This is a genomic window from Streptomyces sp. NBC_01508 (assembly GCF_045040315.1).
Lineage (GTDB): Bacteria > Actinomycetota > Actinomycetes > Streptomycetales > Streptomycetaceae > Streptomyces.
On sequence record NZ_CP109419.1, the window covers coordinates 2,323,446 to 2,344,201 of the forward strand.

Annotated in this window: 17 protein-coding genes and 2 pseudogenes; 14 read left to right on the top strand and 5 right to left on the bottom strand. The window is 70.2% G+C overall.

Features of this window, described 5'->3' with window-relative positions:
- Positions 1 to 85 precede the first annotated feature (85 nt).
- Both OG700_RS10400 and OG700_RS10405 read right to left on the bottom strand, forming a co-directional pair.
- Positions 86 to 484, bottom strand: coding sequence for a GntR family transcriptional regulator (locus OG700_RS10400; RefSeq protein ID WP_405612083.1), 399 nt, complete (start codon positions 482 to 484; stop codon positions 86 to 88).
- Positions 481 to 1,038 (bottom strand): hypothetical protein, encoded by a 558-nt coding sequence (locus tag OG700_RS10405; protein WP_405612085.1) that lies wholly within the window; start codon positions 1,036 to 1,038, stop codon positions 481 to 483. Before OG700_RS10405 ends, OG700_RS10400 begins: the two co-directional genes overlap by 4 nt.
- A 194-nt stretch (positions 1,039 to 1,232) precedes the next feature.
- On the opposite strand from OG700_RS10405, the pseudogene OG700_RS10410 reads away from it, so the two are divergent.
- The 5 genes and pseudogenes from OG700_RS10410 to OG700_RS10430 all read left to right on the top strand — a co-directional run bounded on the left by OG700_RS10410 (position 1,233) and on the right by OG700_RS10430 (position 4,527).
- A pseudogene (locus OG700_RS10410) lies at positions 1,233 to 1,503 on the top strand (hypothetical protein).
- The gene (locus tag OG700_RS10415) at positions 1,496 to 2,125 is read left to right on the top strand and encodes a DUF6879 family protein (RefSeq protein ID WP_405612087.1); all 630 of its coding nucleotides are present in this window, start codon (positions 1,496 to 1,498) and stop codon (positions 2,123 to 2,125) included. The pseudogene OG700_RS10410 and the gene OG700_RS10415 overlap by 8 nt, the downstream one beginning before the upstream one ends.
- 54 nt (positions 2,126 to 2,179) lie before the next feature.
- A pseudogene (locus tag OG700_RS10420) lies at positions 2,180 to 3,222 on the top strand (tetratricopeptide repeat protein); the annotation flags it as partial.
- 178 nt (positions 3,223 to 3,400) lie between these two features.
- A complete protein-coding gene (locus OG700_RS10425) occupies positions 3,401 to 3,976 on the top strand; it encodes a hypothetical protein (protein WP_405612089.1) in 576 nt (191 codons plus the stop codon).
- Positions 3,973 to 4,527: a hypothetical protein gene (locus OG700_RS10430; protein WP_405612091.1), complete on the top strand. Its 555-nt coding sequence runs from the start codon at positions 3,973 to 3,975 to the stop codon at positions 4,525 to 4,527. Before OG700_RS10425 ends, OG700_RS10430 begins: the two co-directional genes overlap by 4 nt.
- A gap of 158 nt (positions 4,528 to 4,685) precedes the next feature.
- Here the strand turns inward: OG700_RS10430 and OG700_RS10435 are convergent, their stop codons facing one another.
- Positions 4,686 to 6,089 (bottom strand): cation:dicarboxylate symporter family transporter, encoded by a 1,404-nt coding sequence (locus tag OG700_RS10435; protein ID WP_405612093.1) that lies wholly within the window; start codon positions 6,087 to 6,089, stop codon positions 4,686 to 4,688.
- Between the two features lie 137 nt (positions 6,090 to 6,226).
- On the opposite strand from OG700_RS10435, the gene OG700_RS10440 reads away from it, so the two are divergent.
- From OG700_RS10440 to OG700_RS10470, 7 genes are all read left to right on the top strand, one after another.
- Entirely contained in the window at positions 6,227 to 7,984 is a 1,758-nt protein-coding gene (locus OG700_RS10440) for an ATP-binding protein (RefSeq protein ID WP_405612095.1), read from the top strand.
- The gene (locus tag OG700_RS10445; RefSeq protein WP_405612097.1) at positions 7,981 to 8,685 is read left to right on the top strand and encodes a response regulator; all 705 of its coding nucleotides are present in this window, start codon (positions 7,981 to 7,983) and stop codon (positions 8,683 to 8,685) included. The genes OG700_RS10440 and OG700_RS10445 overlap by 4 nt, the downstream gene beginning before the upstream one ends.
- Before the next feature lie 169 nt (positions 8,686 to 8,854).
- Complete coding sequence (locus OG700_RS10450) at positions 8,855 to 9,733, top strand: LLM class flavin-dependent oxidoreductase (RefSeq protein WP_405612099.1); 879 nt, start codon at positions 8,855 to 8,857, stop codon at positions 9,731 to 9,733.
- A gap of 85 nt (positions 9,734 to 9,818) precedes the next feature.
- Positions 9,819 to 11,171 (top strand): extracellular solute-binding protein, encoded by a 1,353-nt coding sequence (locus OG700_RS10455; protein ID WP_405612101.1) that lies wholly within the window; start codon positions 9,819 to 9,821, stop codon positions 11,169 to 11,171.
- 88 nt (positions 11,172 to 11,259) lie between these two features.
- Entirely contained in the window at positions 11,260 to 12,174 is a 915-nt protein-coding gene (locus tag OG700_RS10460) for a carbohydrate ABC transporter permease (protein WP_405621584.1), read from the top strand.
- Positions 12,174 to 12,998 (top strand): carbohydrate ABC transporter permease, encoded by an 825-nt coding sequence (locus OG700_RS10465; RefSeq protein WP_405612103.1) that lies wholly within the window; start codon positions 12,174 to 12,176, stop codon positions 12,996 to 12,998. The genes OG700_RS10460 and OG700_RS10465 overlap by 1 nt, the downstream gene beginning before the upstream one ends.
- Positions 12,999 to 13,097: 99 nt before the next feature.
- Positions 13,098 to 14,360 (top strand): Clp protease N-terminal domain-containing protein, encoded by a 1,263-nt coding sequence (locus OG700_RS10470; RefSeq protein WP_405612105.1) that lies wholly within the window; start codon positions 13,098 to 13,100, stop codon positions 14,358 to 14,360.
- A 403-nt stretch (positions 14,361 to 14,763) separates the two neighbouring features.
- On the opposite strand, the gene OG700_RS10475 is transcribed toward OG700_RS10470, so the two are convergent.
- Positions 14,764 to 16,110 (bottom strand): tetratricopeptide repeat protein, encoded by a 1,347-nt coding sequence (locus tag OG700_RS10475; RefSeq protein WP_405612107.1) that lies wholly within the window; start codon positions 16,108 to 16,110, stop codon positions 14,764 to 14,766.
- A 264-nt stretch (positions 16,111 to 16,374) separates the two neighbouring features.
- Here OG700_RS10475 and OG700_RS10480 point away from each other — a divergent pair, with 264 nt between their 5' ends.
- On the top strand, positions 16,375 to 16,743 hold the full coding sequence (locus OG700_RS10480) for a hypothetical protein (protein WP_405612109.1): 369 nt from the start codon (positions 16,375 to 16,377) through the stop codon (positions 16,741 to 16,743).
- Between the two features lie 650 nt (positions 16,744 to 17,393).
- Here the strand turns inward: OG700_RS10480 and OG700_RS10485 are convergent.
- Positions 17,394 to 18,419: an ATP-dependent 6-phosphofructokinase gene (locus OG700_RS10485; protein WP_405612111.1), complete on the bottom strand. Its 1,026-nt coding sequence runs from the start codon at positions 18,417 to 18,419 to the stop codon at positions 17,394 to 17,396.
- A gap of 209 nt (positions 18,420 to 18,628) precedes the next feature.
- Here OG700_RS10485 and pta point away from each other — a divergent pair, with 209 nt between their 5' ends.
- Positions 18,629 to 20,716 carry a phosphate acetyltransferase gene (pta, locus tag OG700_RS10490; RefSeq protein ID WP_405612113.1) on the top strand — a complete coding sequence of 696 codons (2,088 nt, stop codon included), beginning with the start codon at positions 18,629 to 18,631 and terminating at the stop codon, positions 20,714 to 20,716.
- Positions 20,717 to 20,756: the final 40 nt, after the last annotated feature.

A 20,756-nucleotide genomic window follows, 5' to 3' on the forward strand; every position in this document is an offset into this window, starting at 1 on the left:
GGTAATCCTTGACGCCGACGTCAAGGCAACGAGCGAGGCGGCGGCTGTGGGGGGGCGCGGCGCCCGGCGGGCGGGTAAGTCCGCGTCAGGGCGCCTGCGCCGTCGCCAGCGCGTGCCGGATCGCGGCCAGCGCGTCCTCGTCGGTGGCGCCGAGCAGCCGCGCGGCGCTCGCGAAGTCGCGGGCGCGCTCGGCGAGCGCGGCCCTGGCGTCGTCGTCCGCCGCACCCGCCACGCCCGCGGCCACGCGCGTACCGGACCCGCGTCTGCTGTGCACGAGGCCCGCCGACTCCAGCTCGCGGTAGGCCCGCACGACGGTGTTGTTGGCGAGCCCGAGGTCGGAGGCGAGTTGCCGTACGGGGGGCAGCCGGTCGCCCTCGCGCAGCCGCCCCACCGAGATCAGATCCGCGAGCTGCGTCCTGATCTGCTCGAACGGCGGCACGGGCGCGCCGGAGTCCACCCGGATGGTGAGCCCGCCGGCGGTCATGGCCTCTCCTCGATGTGAACGCGCGGCACGAGCAGCGCGACCAGGCACCACCCGGCCGTCAGGACCGAGAGGAACGCGACGATCCCCAGGCCCACCGCGCCCAGGTCACTGGCCCGCCCGCCGCACGGGAGGGTGTAGACGGCCACGGCCATGGTCGACGATACGGCGAAGAGCGGCGTGGCCACCAACACGCCCCACGCACCCACGGTCACCCGGCCCCGACCCGCCGCCGCTCGTCGCCACCCGCCCGCGCGGTGACGCGCCGCAGGGTCGCCGCACAGACGACGCTCCCGACGACGAGCCCACCGAGGACCGGCCACGCGTAGTACGGCCCCGGCCAGGGACCGATGACGTACGTGAACCCCTGACAAGAGGAGCACACCGGCGACGGAGCAGAGCCCGAAGACGGGAACGGCGTAGAGGAGATCGACGTCGGGCTCGGGGCTGAAGGTGACGCCCCGATTGATCGCCAGGCCGACGAGTGGCCCGGCCCAGCGGACGGGGGCGTCGGCCCAGGTCCGCCAACTCCGGACCGGGACAAGTGAATTGGACATACGGGCCGCCCTTACCGAGGCATCATGACGTGTATCAGCACTCTGAGACAATCCGCCGACCCCACACAACCGCGTCAAGTGGTTGATACGCCTGGAGCGTGACGCGAAACCGCCCACATCGGTTGCTCTCCGTAATCAACTGAACGTAAAATGTGTCGCGCCAGCACTCCGGACCGCACCACGTGGAGGTAGGCATGGCCCGTGCCTGGGAAGCGGATCCGTCCGCCATGTTCGAGCGGCGGCTCGGCAAGTCGCCCGCCGAGCTCGGCAATTCGGACGCCAAATGACGAGTGCCCCGACATCTGGCGGCTCGACAACGGCGACATCGCCGTGATCGGCCGGGATCTGACCAGCCATTACGCTCCGCGTCTTCCGCGAGGCGTCGCACTCGCCTCGGACGAGCGTCTGGTCATCATTCCCGGAAGCACCTTGAGTGCCGCGAAGGCGGACATCGCCGATGCCTGAGACGTACGCGCCCGCCCTCCTACCGGAGCATGGCGAGCGACTTGTCCGCGAGGCGTACCGAAAGGACTTCCGCGAGCGCAGCGCCCTACTCCGCGACGCGGCCTCCTGGAAGCTGGAGCGGCGACAGCATTTCGAGGAGCAGGGCAGCCCGAGCCGCGACGCGCTTCGGCGGGGTGAGTGGGAGGAGTCGCTGCGGCTCATGCGGGAACGCCGCGACGCACTCGCCGCCGCCGCCCGTGAGGACGAACGCCAGGGACACACCTTTCACCGCGTGCGCGTGGTCGAAGAGCCTCTGACGCCCTATCTCCAGTGGGAATTGCACTCGCTGCGGCAGCAGACCCGACTCGGCGCGCGGGTGCGCGTCGTGAGTGCCGAGTCCGTCGCCGCCGCAGAGCGCCCGGGACCGCTGCCGGAACTCGTGGTACTCGGCGGCCGGACCCTCTTCAACATCCTCCACTCCGACGGCGGTCATCCGCAGGGGGCGATCCGCTACACGGACCCCGAAGTGGTGGCCGAACGGGGGCAATACATCAAGGCGCTCTACGAGTCGGGCGACGAGATCGGGTCGTACTTCGAACGGGTCGTCGCCCACCTCCCCGCACCGACGAGCAGGCCGGAGTAGACAATCAGCCGACACGGAAACGACGAGGAGCACCCCGGCGCGTCGACGAACGACCTGTCGGGGTCGTCCCGCGATGTCGTGCAGACCGGAAGGGTCAGCGGCGGCATCCACTTCCACGGGCCGGGCAACGCGCGGGACAGGCCACCGGCGAGCCCGCCGCCCCGCCAACTCCCCGCCGATGTAGCCGGTTTCGTCAACCGGGTACATGAACTGGACCAGCTGAACGCCGTCGTGGCCGGGGAGAACGGGGACCCGCTGATCATCTCTGTCTGTGTCATCGCGGGTACCGCAGGTGCGGGCAAGACCTCGCTCGCGCTGCGCTGGGCGCACCACGCCCGCGACAGATTCCCGACGGCCGGCTCTACGTGAACCTGCGCGGGTACGACCCCGGGGAGCCGGTCACCGCCCAGGAGGCCCTGCACCGGTTCCTGCCCGCCCTCGGCGTACCGGCGCGGTCGGTGCCGCAAGACATTGACACCGCGGCCGCCCTCTACCGCTCGCTGCTCGCGGACCGCCGGATGCTCGTGCCGCTGGACAACGCCTCAACCGCCGGCCAGGTCCGTCCGCTGCTGCCCGGCGGACCGGGCTGCCTCGTCCTCGTCACCAGCAGGAGCCGCCTCTCCTCGCTGGCCGTCCGCGACGGCGCCCGCAGACTCACGCTCGGCACACTGCCGCAGGCTGAGGCGGTGGCACTGCTGCGCACCGTCACCGCCGGATACCGCCCTGAGGACGACCTGGAGAAGCTCACCGAACTGGCGATTCTCTGCGCGCGGTTACCGCTGGCGCTGCGTATCGCGGCCGAGCGCGCGGCAAGCCGGCCGCATCTGCGGCTCGACGACCTGATCGCCGGTCTGCGGGACGAGTCGGCTCTGTGGGACGCGCTGAGCACGGGGGACGACGAGGAGGCGGAGGCCGTCCGTACCGTCTTCGCCTGGTCCTACCGAGCCCTGTCCGGGCAGGCGGCCCGGCTGTTCCGTCTTCTCGGCCCGCATCCGGGTCCCGAGTTCGGTCTACAGGCCGCCGCCGCCCTCGTCGGGGCTCCCGTCAGCAGGACCCGGCAACTGCTCGACTCCCTGGTCAACGCCCACCTGCTGGATCCCGTACGGCTGAGCGCCGGCTCGCCGGGCACGCCGGGCACGCCGGGCACGCCCCAACGTGGGCTCCACACAAGCCCTGTGGAGCCCACAGTCGTGCGAAGCGGTCGAACGGGGGTACACGCGAGGTCCGGGAGCACGTGAGTCGGAAGTGCTCCGAACCTGAGGTGGGTGGGGCGAGATGACGGAATCACATGAGGGACGGCGCGGGTGGCCTTGGTGGCTGAACCGCTGGTGGGTGGCGGGTCCGCTGGCGTTCCTGATCCTGGTGGGGGTGCGGCTGCTGATCGACCGGGACAGTGGTCTGCTCAACGCGGTGATCAACGGCGCGATCTACGCGGTGGTGATCACGGCCGTCGTCGCCTGGCGCCGCCGCAAGGACGGCCGCGCGGTCGGCACGGATGCCGACCAGGTGCCACGCCTCGACCGGCGCATCGGCAAGGAGGACATACCCGAGGACCCGGAGGAGCGGCGTGCCATGGCGGTCCTGGTGCGGCGCCGCGAGGAGCAGTTGCGCTCGGCCGGCCGGTTGGCCCTTCCCCTGCTGGGGGTGTGCGTCGTGCTGATGGCCGGCCTCTTCCTCGTACTCGGCGCGATGGTCCCGGCGGTCGTCACGGTGGCCGTCGGCGCGCTGTCCGTCCCGGCGGCGCTGTGGAACCGGCGCAGGCTCTTCGCGCGGTACGCACGGCTGACGCGACGGCTGGAGGCCGGCCCGGCCGCACACACCGGCCTCGGCACCGTACGGCGCCCGGCGTGAGCGGCAAGGGCGCCGGCGACACCACCCCGCTCCGGCGGCGGCCCGCCCCCCTGGCGGCGCTGTTCGTGGTCCTGCTCATGCTGGGCGGTGTCGCCGTGGGCGCACTCGGCCGGCGGCCACTCAGCGCGGTGATCGCCGGACTGCTGCTGATCCTGCTCGTGGGCGGCTGTGTGCTCCTGGTGCGGTCGATCAACCGCGCGACCGCACGCGAGATAGGCGTGCCGCGCGACCGCGTCTCGGCTCTCTCACGGTGCGTACAGAAGGAGAACATCCCGCAGGGCGCGGCCGAGCGGGCGGCGATGGGGCTGCTGCTGGCGAAACACCGCCGGACGACGGTCCGGGCGGAGCGCTACCGCTGGGCGTACATGGTGGGCGGCGCGCTGTTCGTGCTGCTCGCCGTCGCGCAGTTCCTGAACGGCGCGCCCCTGTTCGGCGCGGTGCTCCTTCTGATGAGCCTGTCGCAGTTCTGTCAGCCTCTCGTCCTGCGGCGCACCCTGCGGCGGCTGGACCGCGTGACGGCCGCCCTCGCAGCTCACCCGACAGAGAAGTGACCGGCCCGTACGGACGTCTCCGTACGGGCCGGTCATTCGCAGGGCCGGGGAGCTGGGGGATCAACCCCCGGCCGGGGTAGGGCGGTTGAGCGGTGGTGCGGCTGAGCGATGGTGCGGCTGAGCGATGGTGCGGCTGAGCGGAGTCGGACGACCCCGGGTCAGACCTTCGCCGGCGCCCCGTCCACGTCGCGCTGCTCCGGCACCTCCGTGGGGCCGTCGGCGGAGCCGTCCGAGGCGCCGTCGGCGTCCTTCGTGAGACTGGGGCCTCCCCCGCCGTGGTCGTCCACCAGCGTCTTCTCGTCGAACGGGATCCGGCCGGCCAGCACCTCGTCCACCCTGGCCCGGTCGATCTCCTTCGTCCACGTACCGACGAGGACCGTGGCGACCGCGTTGCCCGCGAAGTTCGTCAGGGCGCGCGCCTCGCTCATGAAGCGGTCGATGCCGACGATCAGGCCGACGCCGTCGACCAGTTCGGGCCGGTGCGACTGGAGGCCACCCGCCAGGGTCGCCAGGCCGGCGCCGGTGACACCCGCCGCGCCCTTCGACGCGATGATCATGAAGAGCAGGAGCCCGATCTGCTCACCGATGGCGAGCGGGTTGCCCATCGCCTCGGCGATGAACAGCGACGCCATCGTGAGGTAGATGGCCGTGCCGTCGAGGTTGAAGGAGTAGCCGGTCGGCACGGTGATGCCGACGACGGGCTTGCTGACACCCAGGTGCTCCATCTTCGCGATCAGCCGCGGCAGCGCCGACTCCGACGACGAGGTGGAGACGATCAGCAGGAACTCGCGCGCCAGGTACTTCAGCAGCGAGAAGATGTTGATGCCGGTGACGACCTTCAGCAGCAGGCCCAGAACGATGAAGACGAAGAGCGCACAGGTGACGTAGAAGCCGATCATGATGACGGCCAGCGACTTCAGCGCGTCCATGCCGGTCTCGCCGACCACCGCCGCGATGGCGCCGAAGGCGCCGACGGGGGCCGCCCACATGATCATCGCGAGGATGCGGAAGACCAGGCGCTGGATGTGTCCGATACCGCGCAGGATCGGCTCGCCGGTGCGGCCCATGGCCTGGAGCGCGAAGCCCGCCAGGAGCGCCACGAGCAGCGTCTGGAGCACCTCACCCTCGGTGAAGGCGGAGACGAGCGTGGTCGGGATGATGCCGACCAGGAATTCGGCGGTGCTCTCGGCGTCGCCGGCCACCTGTGCCGCGCCGGCGTCGGCCGTCGCGTCGGTGATGTGCAGGCCGGCGCCGGGCTCCAGGATGTTGCCGACGACGAGGCCGATGGCCAGCGCGACGGTCGACATGACCATGAAGTAGCCCAGGGCCAGACCGCCGACCGCGCCGACCTTGGCGGCCTTGCGGACGGATCCGACGCCCAGCACGATGGTGCAGAAGATGATCGGGGAAATCATCATCTTGATGAGGTTGACGAAGCCCGTCCCGATGGGCTTCAGCTCGACGGCCACCCCCGGGGCAGCGAATCCGACCGTGATTCCGAGAATCACCGCGCCGATCACGGCCAGATACAGATAATGGGTACGGTCCCGAGTAGCGGCCACGGGTCCTCCTTGACTCGTTTGTCCCTACGCGACCCTCCCGTCCCGAGGGGGTCCCGGCGACTATCTATCAGCGTGTGACGCCGGTCACCCTTACGTGCATTTCGTTCACGCGAATTTCGGCCAGGCAGACTTGTGTCATGCAGCTACCCCGTCCGCGCAGCCTCGCCGGCCAGCTCTTCGCCATGCAGGTCGTGCTGGTCGCGGCCGTGGTGGCCGGATGTGCGCTGTTCGCGTACTTCACGGACCGGGCACAGGCCGAGGAGACCGCGGAGCGCCAGGTCACGGCCACGGCGCGGGCGATGGCCGACTCCCCCTCCGTACGCGAGGCCATCAGGTCCGACGATCCGTCCGCCACGCTCCAGCCGTACGCGGAGCGCGTCCGGGTCGACACAGGCGTGGACTTCGTCACGATCATGAAGCCGGACGGGACGCGCTGGACGCACCCGGATCCCCAGCTGATCGGGCTGCCCTTCATCGGCACGACGAGGCCCGCGCTGCTCGGCGAGACCTTCACGGAGACCTACACGGGCACGCTCGGCCCCTCGACCCGGGTGGTGACCCCGGTCAGGGACGGGGGCCGGATCACCGGGCTGATCAGCGTCGGCATCACCGTGGACCGGATCTCCAGCCAGTTGGAGAAGCAGGTGCGGGTGCTGGCGCTGGCGGCCGGGGGCGCGCTGGCGCTGGGCGGTGTGGGCACGTACGTCATCAACGCGCGGCTGCGCCGGCACACCCACGGGATGAACGCGGGCGAGCTGAGCCGGATGCACGACTACCACGAGGCGGCGCTGCACGCCGTACGCGAAGGGCTGCTCATGCTGGACGGACGGCGCAGTATCGCGCTGATCAACGACGGCGCGCAGGAACTCCTCGGTCTCGACGACAGCGCGGTGGGCCGCAACGTCGACGAACTCGGCCTGCCCGCCCCGCTCGTCGGCGCGCTCCTCGCGTCGGAGCCGCGGGTGGACGAGGTCCATATGACGGCCGACCGGATCGTGGTCGTCAGCACCCGCCCGGTGATCGGCGGCGAGCGGCGCGGTACGGTCGCCACGCTCCGGGACCACACCGAACTGCAAGCACTGTCGGGCGAGTTGGACTCGGAGCGCGGCTTCACGCACGCCCTGCGCTCACAGGCGCACGAGGCGGCGAACCGGCTCCACACGGTCGTGTCGCTGATCGAGATGGGACGGGTGGACGACGCGGTGGAGTTCGCCACGGCGGAGCTGGAGCTGGCGCAGGTGCTCACGGACCGGGTCGTCGGCGCGGTGGCCGAACCGGTGCTGGCGGCGCTGCTGCTGGGGAAGGCGGCGCAGGCCAACGAGCGCGGCGTGGAGCTGGTGCTCGCGGAGGACAGCCGCATAGACGACGGGGTGCTGCCGCCGTCGCTCGCCCCGCGCGATCTGGTCACGATGCTGGGCAATCTGATCGACAACGCGGTGGACGCCGCCCAGGGCACGGACGGCGCGCGGGTCACGGTCACCGCGCTGGTCGAGGGCGGTGAGCCGGCCGAGGGCGGTGAGCTGCTGCTGCGGGTGCGGGACACCGGGCCGGGCGTCGCCCCCGGGAACATGGAGGAGGTGTTCCGGCGCGGCTGGTCGACCCGGGGCGCGGAACGCGGGCTGGGGCTGGCACTCGTACGCCAGGCGGTGCACCGGGCGCACGGCACGGTGGAGCTGACACCGGGGCGGGACGGCGGGGCGGAGTTCACCGTACGGCTGCCGCTGGGCAGGGGCGGCGAGGCGGATACGGCTGGTTCGGGAACGCGTACCGGCACGGCTACGCGTACGGGTGGCGTGGTCGCGGATACGGACGGTGCGGGCACGGGCACGGGCGCCGACGCGGCGGAGTCGATGGCCGGTGCCACGACCGACGGTGGGGAGCGCGGCGGATCATGACCAGGAACACGGCCGGCGGCCCCCGCCCCATTCGCGTACTCGTCGTCGAGGACGACCCCGTCGCCGCCGACGCCCATCAGCTGTACGTCGGCCGGGTGCCCGGCTTCGAGGTGGCCGGGGTCGCCCACTCCCGGGTCGAGGCGGGCCGCGCCCTGGAGCGCACGGACGTCGACCTGATCCTCCTCGACCTGTATCTGCCGGACGGGCACGGGCTCCAGCTGCTGCGCAGCCTGCGGGCCGCCGGCCACCACGCGGACGTCATCGCCGTCACGTCGGCGCGCGATCTCGCCGTCGTACGCGAAGGGGTGTCGCTGGGCGTCGTGCAGTACGTGCTCAAGCCCTTCGCCTTCGCCACGCTCCGCGACCGGCTCGGCCGGTACGCCGAGTTCCGCGCCGCCGCCGGTGAGGCCAGTGGGCAGGACGAGGTGGACCGGGCGCTGGGCGCGCTGCGGGCGCCGCAGCCCGCGTCGCTGCCGAAGGGGCTCAGCGGGCCGACGCTGGAGTCGGTGACGCGTGCGCTGCGGGACGAGCGGGCGGGGCTGACGGCCACGGAGGCGGCGGCCAGGCTCGGTATCTCGCGGATCACCGCGCGCCGCTATCTGGAGCATCTGGTGGGCGCCGGGCAGGCGGCCCGCAGCCCGCAGTACGGCCAGGTCGGGCGCCCGGAGTTGCAGTACCGGTGGATCATCTCCACCCGGTAGCACGGGCTGAGCACGGACCTGGACCTGGCACGGGCTGAGCATGGACCCGGCACGGACTTGGCACGGGCTGATGCGCGGACTCAGCACGGACTTCCGGCGGCGCGAAGTCACTTGCGGCAGCCGGTCAACCCGGTCGCTCCGCCCGCGCCGCCCGGTGAACAATGGCTCCATGACTGTTCTCGGCGCCGTGTTCCGCCCCCAACTGCCCCCCGAACGACTCCGCGACATCGCCCGCACCGCGGACGACGCCGGCCTGGAGGAGCTGTGGCTCTGGGAGGACTGCTTCCTGGAGAGCGGCATCGCCAGTGCCGCCGCGGCCCTGGCCTGGACCCAGCGGCTGCGTGTCGGGGTCGGGCTGCTCCCCGTACCGCTGCGCAATGTCGCGCTGACGGCGATGGAGGCCGCCACCCTGCACCGGCTGTTTCCGGGGCGGCCCCTCCTCGGGGTCGGCCACGGGGTGCAGGACTGGATGGCGCAGACCGGTACGCGCGTCGAGTCGCCCGTGACGCTGCTGCGCGAGCACCTGGTGGCGCTGCGCGCGCTGCTGGCGGGTGAGCGGGTGACCACGGACGGGCGGTACGTGAAGCTGGACGGCGTCGCCCTCGACTGGCCGCCGTCCACCGTCCCCGCGCCGCCCGCCGTCTTCGCCGGGGCCACCGGGCCGCGCACGATGCGGCTGACGGGCGAGGCCGCCGACGGCACCATCCTGACGGGCGGCACCACACCCGACGAGGTACGCCGCTCCCGCCAACTCATCGCGCAGGGGCGGGAGTCGGCCGGGCGGACCGGCCACCACCCGGTGGTCGTCTATCTGCACACGGCGACCGGCCCGGACGCCGCCGCGCGGCTGCGCGCCGAGTTGGACGCCACCGGCCTCCCGCACGGGGTCGCCGGCCCGGCGGAGGCCGTCGCCGAGGCCGTGCTGGCGCTGGCGGAGGCCGGGGCCGACACCGTGGTCCTCCAGCCGACGCCCGACGAACCGGACCCGGAGGGATTCGTACGTTTCACGGCCGCCGAGGTCCGCCCGCTGGTGCCCCGCAAGGAGTGAGCGGTGCACGGGGATTGACCTTGAGATTGAGGCAGACCTACGGTCGCCGGGCAGCCCTTCGTGGCTAAAAGAGGAGGTCGTGCCCGTGCGCCCCACCGCCCCACTGATCCTCGTCACGGTCCTGGCCGCCGGTACGCTCACGGCGTGCGGCGGCGGGTCCGGCAGCGATCCGGACACCGTGAAGGTGGCCTACAACAGATCGACGGACAACAAGATCCGTTTCAAGGACGCCTATCTGGAGTCCGTGAAGAAGCAGTTCGAGAAGGACAACCCGGGCAAGAAGGTCGAACTGATCCCGATCCAGGCCCCGGACAACGACTACGCCACCAAGGCGCAGCAGATGATGCGCTCCCCGAAGACCGCGCCCGATCTGGTCTACGAGGACACCTTCCGTATCAACTCCGACATCAAGGCCGGCTATCTGCGCCCGCTGGACGAGTATCTGAACAAGTGGGACCAGTGGGACCAGTTCGTCGACACGGCGAAGTCGGCCGCCAAGGCGGAGGACGGGAAGACGTACGGCGTCCCGGACGGCACCGACACCCGCGGCCTGTGGTTCAACAAGAAGATCTTCGCCGAAGCGGGGCTGCCCGCCGACTGGCAGCCCAAGAACTGGGCGGAGGTCCTGGACGCGGCGCGCACGATCAAGCGTGAGGTCCCGGACGCGATCCCGCTCAACGTCTACACCGGCAAGGGTCCCGGCGAGGCCGCGGTGATGCAGGGCTTCGAGATGCTGCTGTACGGCACGGGCGCGGACCCGCTCTACGACCCGTCGGCGAAGAAGTGGGTGGCCGGCAACAAGGGCTTCACGGACGCGCTGGACTTCGTACGGACCGTGTACTCCGAGAAGTTGGGGCCCGACGTCTCCGACGCGCTCGACCCCAACATCGGGACGCGCGTCGCGACCGAGTTCTTCCCCGAGGGCAAGCTGGCGATCTCCCTCGACGGTTCCTGGATGGGGCAGAACTGGATCAACAAGGGTCCCAAGGAGTGGCCCGAGTGGTCCACCGAGCTGGCCCAGACGCCGATGCCGACGCAGAACGGGCAGGCGCCCGGCAGTGTGTCGATGTCCGGCGGGTGGGCGTGGTCGATCCCGGCGAAGGCCCAGAACCCGGAGCTGGCCTTCGAGTTCATCAAGACGCAGCAGACGCCGGAGAACGCCGTCGAGTGGAACGTCGTCGGCGCGCAGATCGCCGTGCGTGAGGACGTGGCGGCCGATCCGAGGTATCTGAAGTCGATGCCCGGTATCGACTTCTTCACCAAGCTCGTCGAGGTGACCAACTACCGTCCCGCGCTGCCTGTCTACCCCCAGGTGTCGTCCGCCATCGGCGAGGCCATGGAGTCGGTGACGACGGGTGACGCGTCGGCGGCGGAGGCGGCGAAGGCGTACGACGAGCAGTTGAAGACCATCGCCGACGGCTCGGTGGTCGACAAGTGAGCACGACAGCCGCGGCGGCGGTGACGGCGGGCGCGCCGTGAGCGCGGTGAGCACCGCGGGCGGCCCGGTGAGCAAGAGCGGGCCCGCGGTGCCTGCCGGGGGCCGCGCGGGCCGCGGGGGCAAGGGCGATGACGGCCGCAACGGGCGCAAGGCGCGCCCCGCGCGCTGGCTGCCCCTCGCCCCGGCGACGATCCTGCTGCTGCTGTTCCTCGCCGGGCCGATCGGCTACTGCGTCTGGATCGCCTTCACCAACACGCAGTTGACGGGTTCGTCCACGTCGGACTTCGTCGGTCTGGACAACTTCCGGCGGGCCTTCGCGGACGACAACTTCCGTAACGCGGTCTGGCTGACGCTCGTCTTCACCTTCGTGTCGTCGATCGTCGGCCAGAACACGATCGGGCTGGCGCTGGCCGGTCTGATGCGGGCCGCGTCCCGGCCGGTGCGGACCGTCACGGGCGCCGTGGTGGTCGCGGCGTGGGTGCTGCCGGAGATCGTCGCGGCGTTCCTGCTGTACGCGTTCTTCCGCCGCGAGGGGACGCTGAACGCCATCTTGGACTGGCTCCATCTGCCGTCCCAGAACTGGCTGTTCACCCTGCCGATCCTGGCGGTGTCGTTCGCCAACGTGTGGCGCGGCACGGCGTTCTCGATGCTGATCTACTCCGCCGCGCTGTCCGAGATCCCGAAGGAGATCACGGAGGCGGCGGAGGTCGACGGGGCGAACGGGGTACGGCGGCTGTGGTACGTCACGCTGCCGATGATCCGGCGTTCCATCGCCACCAATCTGATGCTCAACACGCTCTCGACGCTGTCCGTCTTCGGACTGATCTGGGCGATGACGCGCGGCGGCCCCGGCAACCGGAGCCAGACGCTGCCGGTGTTCATGTACGACCAGGCGTTCCTCAAGAGCCTGATCGGTTACGGCACGGCGGTCGCGCTGCTGCTGCTTCTCGTGGGCGCGCTGTTCTCGATCGTCTATGTGCGTCTACTCAAGGTGGAGGTGTGATGAAGCGCGCCACTCGCGTCCGGCTCGCCTCGGACGCCGCGCTGCTGACCGTGGCCGCGGCCTTCCTGCTGCCGCTGCTGTGGCTGCTGCTGTCCTCGGTCGACGCCGAGGCGGATCTGCGGGTACGGCTGCCGTCGGCGCCGACCACGGAGAACTTCGGCGCGGTCCTCACCGACGAGATCACGTTCACGCCGATGCTCAACAGCCTGCTGCTGTGCGGCAGTGCGACGCTGCTGACGGTGGTGTGCGCGGCGCTGGCGGCGTACCCGCTGTCCCGCTACCGCTCGCGGTTCAGCCGCCCGTATCTGCTGACCATCCTGTTCACGACATGTCTGCCGATCACCGCGATCATGGTCCCGGTGTACGGGCTGTTCGTCCAGGTCAACCTGATCGACACGATGTACGGCACGGCGCTCTTCCTCGCGGCGTCCCAACTGCCCTTCTCCATCTGGCTGATGAAGAACTTCATGGACGGGGTGCCGACGGTCCTCGAAGAGGCGGCGTGGACGGACGGTGCCTCGATGATCCAGACCCTGACGCGGATCGTGCTGCCCCTGATGGGGCCGGGCATGACGGTCGTGATGATCTACACGTTCATCCAGCTCTGGGGGAACTTCTTCGTCCCCTTCATGCTGCTGCTGTCCCCCGACCAACTGCCGGCGTCCGTATCGATCTTCACGTTCTTCGGCAACTACGGCTCGGTGGTCTACGGCCAGTTGGCGGCGTTCTCGATCCTCTACTCGACACCGGTGCTGCTGCTCTACATCCTGATCTCGCGCAAGCTGGGCGGGGGCTTCGCGCTGGGTGGTGCGGTGAAGGGGTAGTGGACTTCACGGCGGATCTTCGTCAGGAATGAACCGGCCGCTCGCGCAGGGGCGTCCTCATCAGCGTAGTTCGCTGTATCCGAAACCAGGAGACGCACCATGGAGCAAGGGCAGACCGCCGCGCCGACCACCGTCACGACGACCGAATTCGCCTCGGACGCCATCGGGGTGCTGTCCCGGGCTGTGCGTCGGGCGACGCGCCGGGCGGGGAGTCAGGAGGCCGGCAGCACGAGCGGCGTCGTGGGCACCGAGCACCTCCTTTTCACCTTCCTGGACGACACCGATGAGCTTGAGTCCGCCCTGGTCTCCGGCATGCGGGAGTCCACCTCCGTATCCGCGCAGATCAGCGCTCGCGACGAGCGGCACTGGGCGCGCGACGACAGCGCGTCCGCCGGGGCGGACGGCGCCGGGGCCGAGGGCGCCGACGACCCTGACGACGTCATCGAGATGGACGCCGCCTGGCGGGAGGCGCTGGCGGAGATCCGCGACTCCGGACGGCGCCCGAGTGAGCCCGAGGAGGCGGCATCCGCGCCCCAGCCGCCCGAGCCGTCCGGGGCGCTGCGGCAAACCCTGCTGGGTGCCCTGCGGCTGGCCCGTGAGGAGGGCTCACCCGACGCGCACGGGCGCCATCTGGCACGGGCCATGCTGGCGACGCCCGGGAGCAGGGCGCTGGAGGCCCTGACGCTGTGCCGGGTGGATCTGGACGCGGCGGCCTCCGCGTTGGACGCCCAGGCCGAGGCCGTACGGGGAGGCGCCACCCCCTGGACCGCCGAGAAGGAAGCCGCGCCCGGCAGCGTCCAGTTGCTGGGCCGGGCCGGGCTTCTGGGCGAGCGCGGCGTGTGGTGGGCGCGCGGCATGCTGTCGTGGATGGCGCGCACGGCGGGCGACGGGGCACCGGTCCTGCTGGTGGTCAACCACGAGGCCCGGCGTCAGGCGGTCCGGTACGGCCGTACGGCGGCGGAGCCGGTGGACCTGCTGCTCGCCGTCCCGGCCCTGGACCGGGGGCTCGTCGTGGCCGGGGAGTCGCTGCCCGAGAAGCTGTGGGCGGCCAACTCCGTTGCGGACATGCTGCGTTCGGAGGGGGTACGGCAGGTCGATCTCGTACGCGCGGCGGCCTCGGCGGCGGGCCCGTCGGCGACGACTCCCGGCCCGGGCGCCGTGAAGCTGAGCGCCGAGGCGGACAAGGTGGTGGCCGCGGCCCGGCTGCTGGCGGCCGAACGGAAGGCCGAGACGGTCGGCACGACGCATCTGCTGGCGGCCCTGCTGGCCGACCCCGAGGGCGCGCCCACCCGCCTGCTCCGCGAGTGCGGCGCGGACCCGGCTGCGCTCCGTACCCGCCTGAACGCGTCGCTCGGAGCCTAACGTCACCTGGCGCACCCGCGCCGAAGCTCCGGGTCCGGGCGGGCTGCTGCCCACGCCGGACCCGGCGCGCGTTTCGGACGGAGCCCCGTCCGCCCACAGGGCGAGACGCACGGCGCGAGACACGCCCTTCGTACCGGGGGTGCCCTCACCGACCCAACGCTGAGGGACGCGCCCGCCGGGAGCCGGACGGAACTCCGCTCACCCGCCCTGGGTTTGACCCCGCGCAAGCGTGACGCGAAGTCGGCAGCCGCGCGTGCGCTGGGGGCCGGGGAGATAGCTAAGCGGGAGGCCCGCGCGGCGGAACTGGAGACGACGCCGAAGACGGAACCGCGCCGGGAAGTGACAGTACCGGGCAGACGCACGGACCTGTGGGAGCGCCCGCACCTCACGGGCACCTACTAGCTCAGGCTGCCAGCAATGGCGCGGCAAGCCGGGCCCGCTCGTAGAGATCACGCGCGGCTGAGTTCTTGAGGTGCGGGCGGATGAGCCGGAACATTTCCGTGACGTGATTATCGACTTGTCCAGATCGAATTGCAGGACAGCCGTCCACTACCGTGCCCCACGTGGCGCACGCCGCATCCAAATGACCGATAGCTAGTTGACGCTCCGCCAACATTGCACCGAATCGCAAATCCCCTCGGTGGGAATCATTTTTTGAATTGCGCAAACGGAAACACAACTGTAGAGACTCCACGCTCCCGGCAACATCGCCTAGCGCATACCTGACTTGCGCGGTGTGATAGGCAAACGTGGCGGCGTTATAGCCGCCGAAGGTCCCCCGCTGACTGTCTGCCTTGTTCAGGGCGGCTTCGGTTTGCCGGATGCTGTAAAGGGCATTAGAGCGTTCCCCTGCAACGGCATAGGAGTGGGCTTGTTGACCCGCCATGAAAGCCGTCATTCTAGGGCCGGCCGTAGGGGATGCCTCACTTGCCGCATTAGCCCAGTTCGCCGCTGTCGGGCCATGACCCAAGTCTACGGATTGAACCGACATCCCACGGAGAATGTGACAGTAGGTCAAGTGGTCATCACTGGCACCCGCAAGTTCCAGACCCTTTACGTAATATTTTTGAGCGGTTCCGTGCGATCCTTCATCTACCGCCATCCAGCCTGTGAGATAGCACAAGAAAGATGCGGCGGACATCATTGCCTTACGCACTACGCTTGGCGCGTCTGCTTTCATATAAGGGGCAACAATGTTGACCAAGAAGGCGGCGGCCATGGGGCGTGCATATCGCCCGCCGAATTGATCATCAAGGTCGGACAGTCGATCTGTCATGGCAATTACGGATTCAACTTCGGGCATGCCGATATGCTGCGTTCGTCCAGTCTGGATCGCTTCCATACGGCCTACGACGTCCTGCCATCCGGGAACGGCTAGAGCCACAGAGAAGAGTCTCGTCCCCGCTCCTATGACACTGCGGCGTGAAGGATCTACGTCTTGCCTGCCCAGGTCCAGTAGCCCTTCGACCGTGCTGACGTCGCGCCTGTCGTAGACAGGCACGGGGAAGCCAGCCTCAGCGTGCGTTACCGGGCGTTGCAGTTGCCGGGCAAACGCCTCCAAGATCAGGGGGCGCACCTCCTCTTTGGGCAGGTGTCCGTCTAGCCACTGGTGGGCGGATGGCGGCTGGTACCGCGTAGGTGTACCGCGCTCGGTTGCGACCTTGTTCACCTCTTGGGCGAACCGTCGCAGCGTCCAACCCGTAGCGGCGTACAGCCTCTTCAGACCCTCGTTCGGTTGCCGGTCACCCATGTGTGTGCCCCGCCCTCCGCATTTAACGCTCTTAATAACGCCCTGCGCTTCAACGGTACCGCTGTGCGTAGCCGACCGGTTGCCTAGAGCGAGACAGGACCCCCGCGGCCGAGCGACCGGCCCGGGGGCATGGACCGCCCGAACGGAGCGAGCAGCCATGAGCAGTATCCGGCAACGAGCCGAACTCATCGGAGTAATCGCGTCAGGGCCGCCCGCGCTTGGCGTGCCAGTGCACGCGTACGTGGCCGACTCGACCACGTACGCGTGCAGCCGACCGCAAGCGGTGGAGGTGGCACCGTGATGCGGTTGCTGCCCTGGACCGGGGAGGGCGGAAAGCCCGCCTACCTCAGCACGGACGACAAGGGTTCGTACCTGTCCCGGCTGGCTGACGACATCGAAGTCGTGCAACTCGGAATGGCCGAAGACCTTCTCGACGACGTACAGAAGACCGTGGCGAAGGAAAAGCCCTCCGTCACCGAACTCCGCTCGATCATCACTCACCTGAGCCTGGCGCTGCGGAACAGTCTTCGTGTTGCCCACAGCCGGGGTGACCGGCTTCCCCTGTCGGAGGATGAGGACGAGGAGTTGACCGTCGAAACCGATGCCGTGATCGAACGTCGGGTCGTCCGGTGAGTTCGGCTGCCTGGGAAGCCGGACGGACTGGGCGCCTGGCAGCAGGCGGACGCCGCCCCCTGCGGGCCGGCACCAGGAAGGGCCGCGTGTCGGCCGGGGACGGATGCACGCCTGGACGACAGGAAACGCGAGGCGTCCGCTCTCGTGCCAGGTAAGAAAGGGAAGAACCGTTGAACACAGTTCAATTCCGCGATCACCAAATCTGCGGTTGGGTCCTCATATTCGGTGGTGACCAGCACCGGGCGCCTGTTCATCTGCTACGACGCCCTTGGCTCCGCTGCGAAACGGGGAGTCCTCCCCGTGGCGATACGCGGGAATCGACCCGCAAACGCAGACGAATTGAACTCGTACTGATCGACGTAGAAGCCGGAGCATGGGCGGCCGTCTTTAAAGACGGAGACCAATGGCACGCCCGACAGTCCGGCCCCATCCGCTTGTGGGACGCCGTCACCGACCAGATCACCCGTTGGCAGGAAGCCAACAAGCCGCCCGCTGACCGTCTACAACTACACGTCGGACCGGACGGGCGGCACCTCACCTGGTAGGCCCTCCACGGCCGGTCAGTCTCCCCCCTGCGATGCACCGCACCAGCCGCAGCGAACCCCGCCCGCGGGCGGGGTTCGCTACTTTCCGGACGCGACCCACGCGCCCTAGAAGACCGACTCCGCCTCGAACATCCGGTTCTCCGGCACCGTCTTGAGGCGGGTGACCGCCTCCGCGAGCGGCACCATCGCCACCCGCGTGCCGTGCAGCGCCGTCATCCGGCCGAAGTCACCGTTGTGCACCGCCTCCACCGCGTGCCAGCCGAAGCGGGTCGCCAGCACCCGGTCGTACGCCGTCGGTGTGCCCCCACGCTGCACATGGCCGAGGATGACCGGCCTGGCCTCCTTGCCCAGGCGCCGCTCCAGCTCGCCCGCGAGGCGGTTGCCGATGCCCTCGAAGCGTTCGTGGCCGAACTGGTCGATCTCGCCCTTCACGTAGTGCATCGAGCCCTCCGCCGGGTGCGCGCCCTCGGCGACGCAGATGACCGCGAACTTCTTGCCGCGGGAGAAGCGCTCCTCGACCATCTTCACGATGCTGTCGACCTCGAAGGGCCGCTCCGGCAGACAGATGCCGTGCGCGCCGCCCGCCATGCCCGACTCCAGCGCGATCCATCCGGCGTGCCGGCCCATGACCTCGACGACCATGACGCGCTGGTGCGACTCGGCGGTGGTCTTGAGCCGGTCGATGGCCTCGGTGGCGACCATCACGGCCGTGTCGAAGCCGAAGGTGCGGTCGGTGGACGAGATGTCGTTGTCGATGGTCTTCGGTACGCCCACCACGGGCATGCCCGCGTCGGAGAGCATCCGGGCGGCCGTGAGGGTGCCCTCGCCGCCGATCGGGATCAGCGCGTCGATGCCGTACTTACGGCCCAGCTCGTCGGCGCTCTCGGCCGCTTCCCGCAGCCGGCCGCGCTCCAGCCGGGCCGAGCCGAGGATCGTGCCGCCGCGCGCCAGGATGCCGCTGACGGAGTCGAGGTCGAGGGGGCGGTAGTGGCCGTCGAGCAGGCCCTTGAAGCCGTCCTCGAAGCCGATGACCTCGTCGCCGTGTCCGGTCATGGCGCGGTGGACGACCGAACGGATCACGGCGTTCAGGCCGGGACAGTCGCCGCCTGCGGTGAGGACTCCGATACGCATCGTGCTGTGTCTCCTGCTCGCTCGGGGGGGTGGTCCGGTGCGGGGCTGTGCCGCCCAGGGCCTGAAGGCGCCACTACCCACCCCCACGGGTATTGTCAAGAGGGCGTTGCCACCCTAACGGGCCTAACGGCGGAAACAGGAATTCCCCCTTCCAGCCCCACCGCCGCCGGTCCGCCCCCACTCCATCTTCGTCGAACAGGAGAGCACGCGTGACACGCAGCGTGTACGTGACCGGGATCGAACGCGGAGACGGCCGGCAGGTCGTCGAGCTGGGAGTCATGGAGCTCCTGACCCGCCAGGTGGACCGGGTGGGCGTCTTCCGCCCCCTCGTCCACGCCAACGGCCCCGACCGGCTGTTCGATCTGCTGCGCGCCCGTTACCGGCTCACACAGGACCCGGCGTCCGGTTACGGCCTCGGCTACGCGGAGGCCGCCGGGATCCAGGCCGAGGGCGGTACGGACGAGCTGGTCCAGCAGCTCGTGCGGCGCTTCCACGAGGTCGCGCGGGAGTACGAGGTGGTGCTCGTCCTCGGTACCGACTTCGCCGACACCACGCTGCCCGACGAGCTGGCGCTCAACGCGCGCCTGGCCAACGAGTTCGGCGCCTCGGTCATACCGGTGGTCGGCGGCAAGGGCCAGCACGCCGAGTCGATACAGGCCGAGGCGCGCAACGCCCACCGGGCGTACGCCGTACTGGGCTGCGACATCCTCGCGATGGTCGTGAACCGCGTGGCCCCCGAGGACCGCGACTCGATCGACGCGCACCTCAAAGAGCAGCTGCCGGTGCCCTGCTACACACTGCCCGACGAGGCGGCGCTGGCCGCCCCGACCGTCGCGCAGATCACCCGCGCCCTCGGCGGCACGGTGCTGCTCGGCGACGAGGCGGGGCTGGCGCGCGACGCGCTCGACTTCGTCTTCGGCGGCGCGATGCTGCCGAACCTGCTGGGCGCGCTGACTCCGGGCTGTCTGCTGGTCACGCCGGGCGACCGGGCGGATCTGGTGGTGGGCGCGCTCGCCGCGCACTCGGCGGGGACGCCGCCCATCGCGGGCGTGCTGCTGACGCTGGACGAACGGCCGGCCGATTCGGTCCTCACCCTCGCCTCCAAGCTCGCGCCCGGCACCCCGGTCGTCTCGGTGGTCGCGGGATCCTTCCCCACGGCGGGTGAACTCTTCGCGCTGGAAGGGAAGTTGAACGCCGACACGCCGCGCAAGGCGGAGACTGCGCTGGGGCTCTTCGAGCGGTACGTGGACACCGGCGACCTGCTGGCCCGGATGTCGGTGGCCCGCAGTGGCCGGGTGACGCCGATGATGTTCGAGCACGACCTGCTGGAGCAGGCCCGCGCCGTACGGCGCCGGATCGTCCTGCCGGAGGGCACGGAGGAGCGGGTGCTGCGCGCGGCGGACGTGCTGCTGCGCCGCGACGTGTGCGACCTGACGCTCCTCGGGGACGTCGACACCATCGTCAAGAAGGCCGCCGATCTCGGTATCGACCTGGCGGACACCCAGCTCGTCGACCCGGCGACGGACGCGCTGCGGCAGCGGTTCGCCGAGCGGTACGCGCAGTTGCGGGCGCACCGGGGTGTGTCGGTGGAGCTGGCGTACGACGTGGTGGCCGACGTGAACTACTTCGGCACGCTGATGGTCGACGCGGGGCTGGCCGACGGCATGGTCTCGGGCTCCGTCCACTCCACGGCGGCCACGATCCGCCCGGCGTTCGAGATCATCAAAGCCATCGAAACACCGACGGCGTCGTCCAGTGTCTCCTCGGTCTTCTTCATGTGCCTGGCGGACCGGGTGCTGGTGTACGGCGACTGCGCGGTGATCCCGGACCCGGACGCCGGGCAGCTCGCGGACATCGCGGTGCAGGCCGCGGCGACCGCCGCCCGGTTCGGGGTCGAGCCGCGGATCGCGATGCTCTCGTACTCGACGGGCACCTCGGGCTCCGGCGCGGACGTCGAGAAGGTGCGCGAGGCGACGAAGCTGGTGCGCGCGGCGCGGCCCGAGCTGCGGATCGAGGGGCCGATCCAGTACGACGCGGCGGTGGAGCCGAGCGTCGCCGCGACGAAGCTGCCGGAGTCGGAGGTGGCGGGGCGCGCGACGGTGCTGATCTTCCCCGACCTGAACACCGGCAACAACACCTACAAGGCGGTGCAGCGCTCGGCGGGCGCGGTGGCGGTGGGTCCGGTGATGCAGGGGCTGCGCAAGCCGGTGAACGACCTGTCGCGCGGCGCCCTGGTCCAGGACATCGTCAATACCGTCGCGATCACCGCGGTCCAGGCGCAGGGCGACGGCGCGTGACCGCGCACCGCTCCCGCACACCGTTTCCTGAACGAAAGGC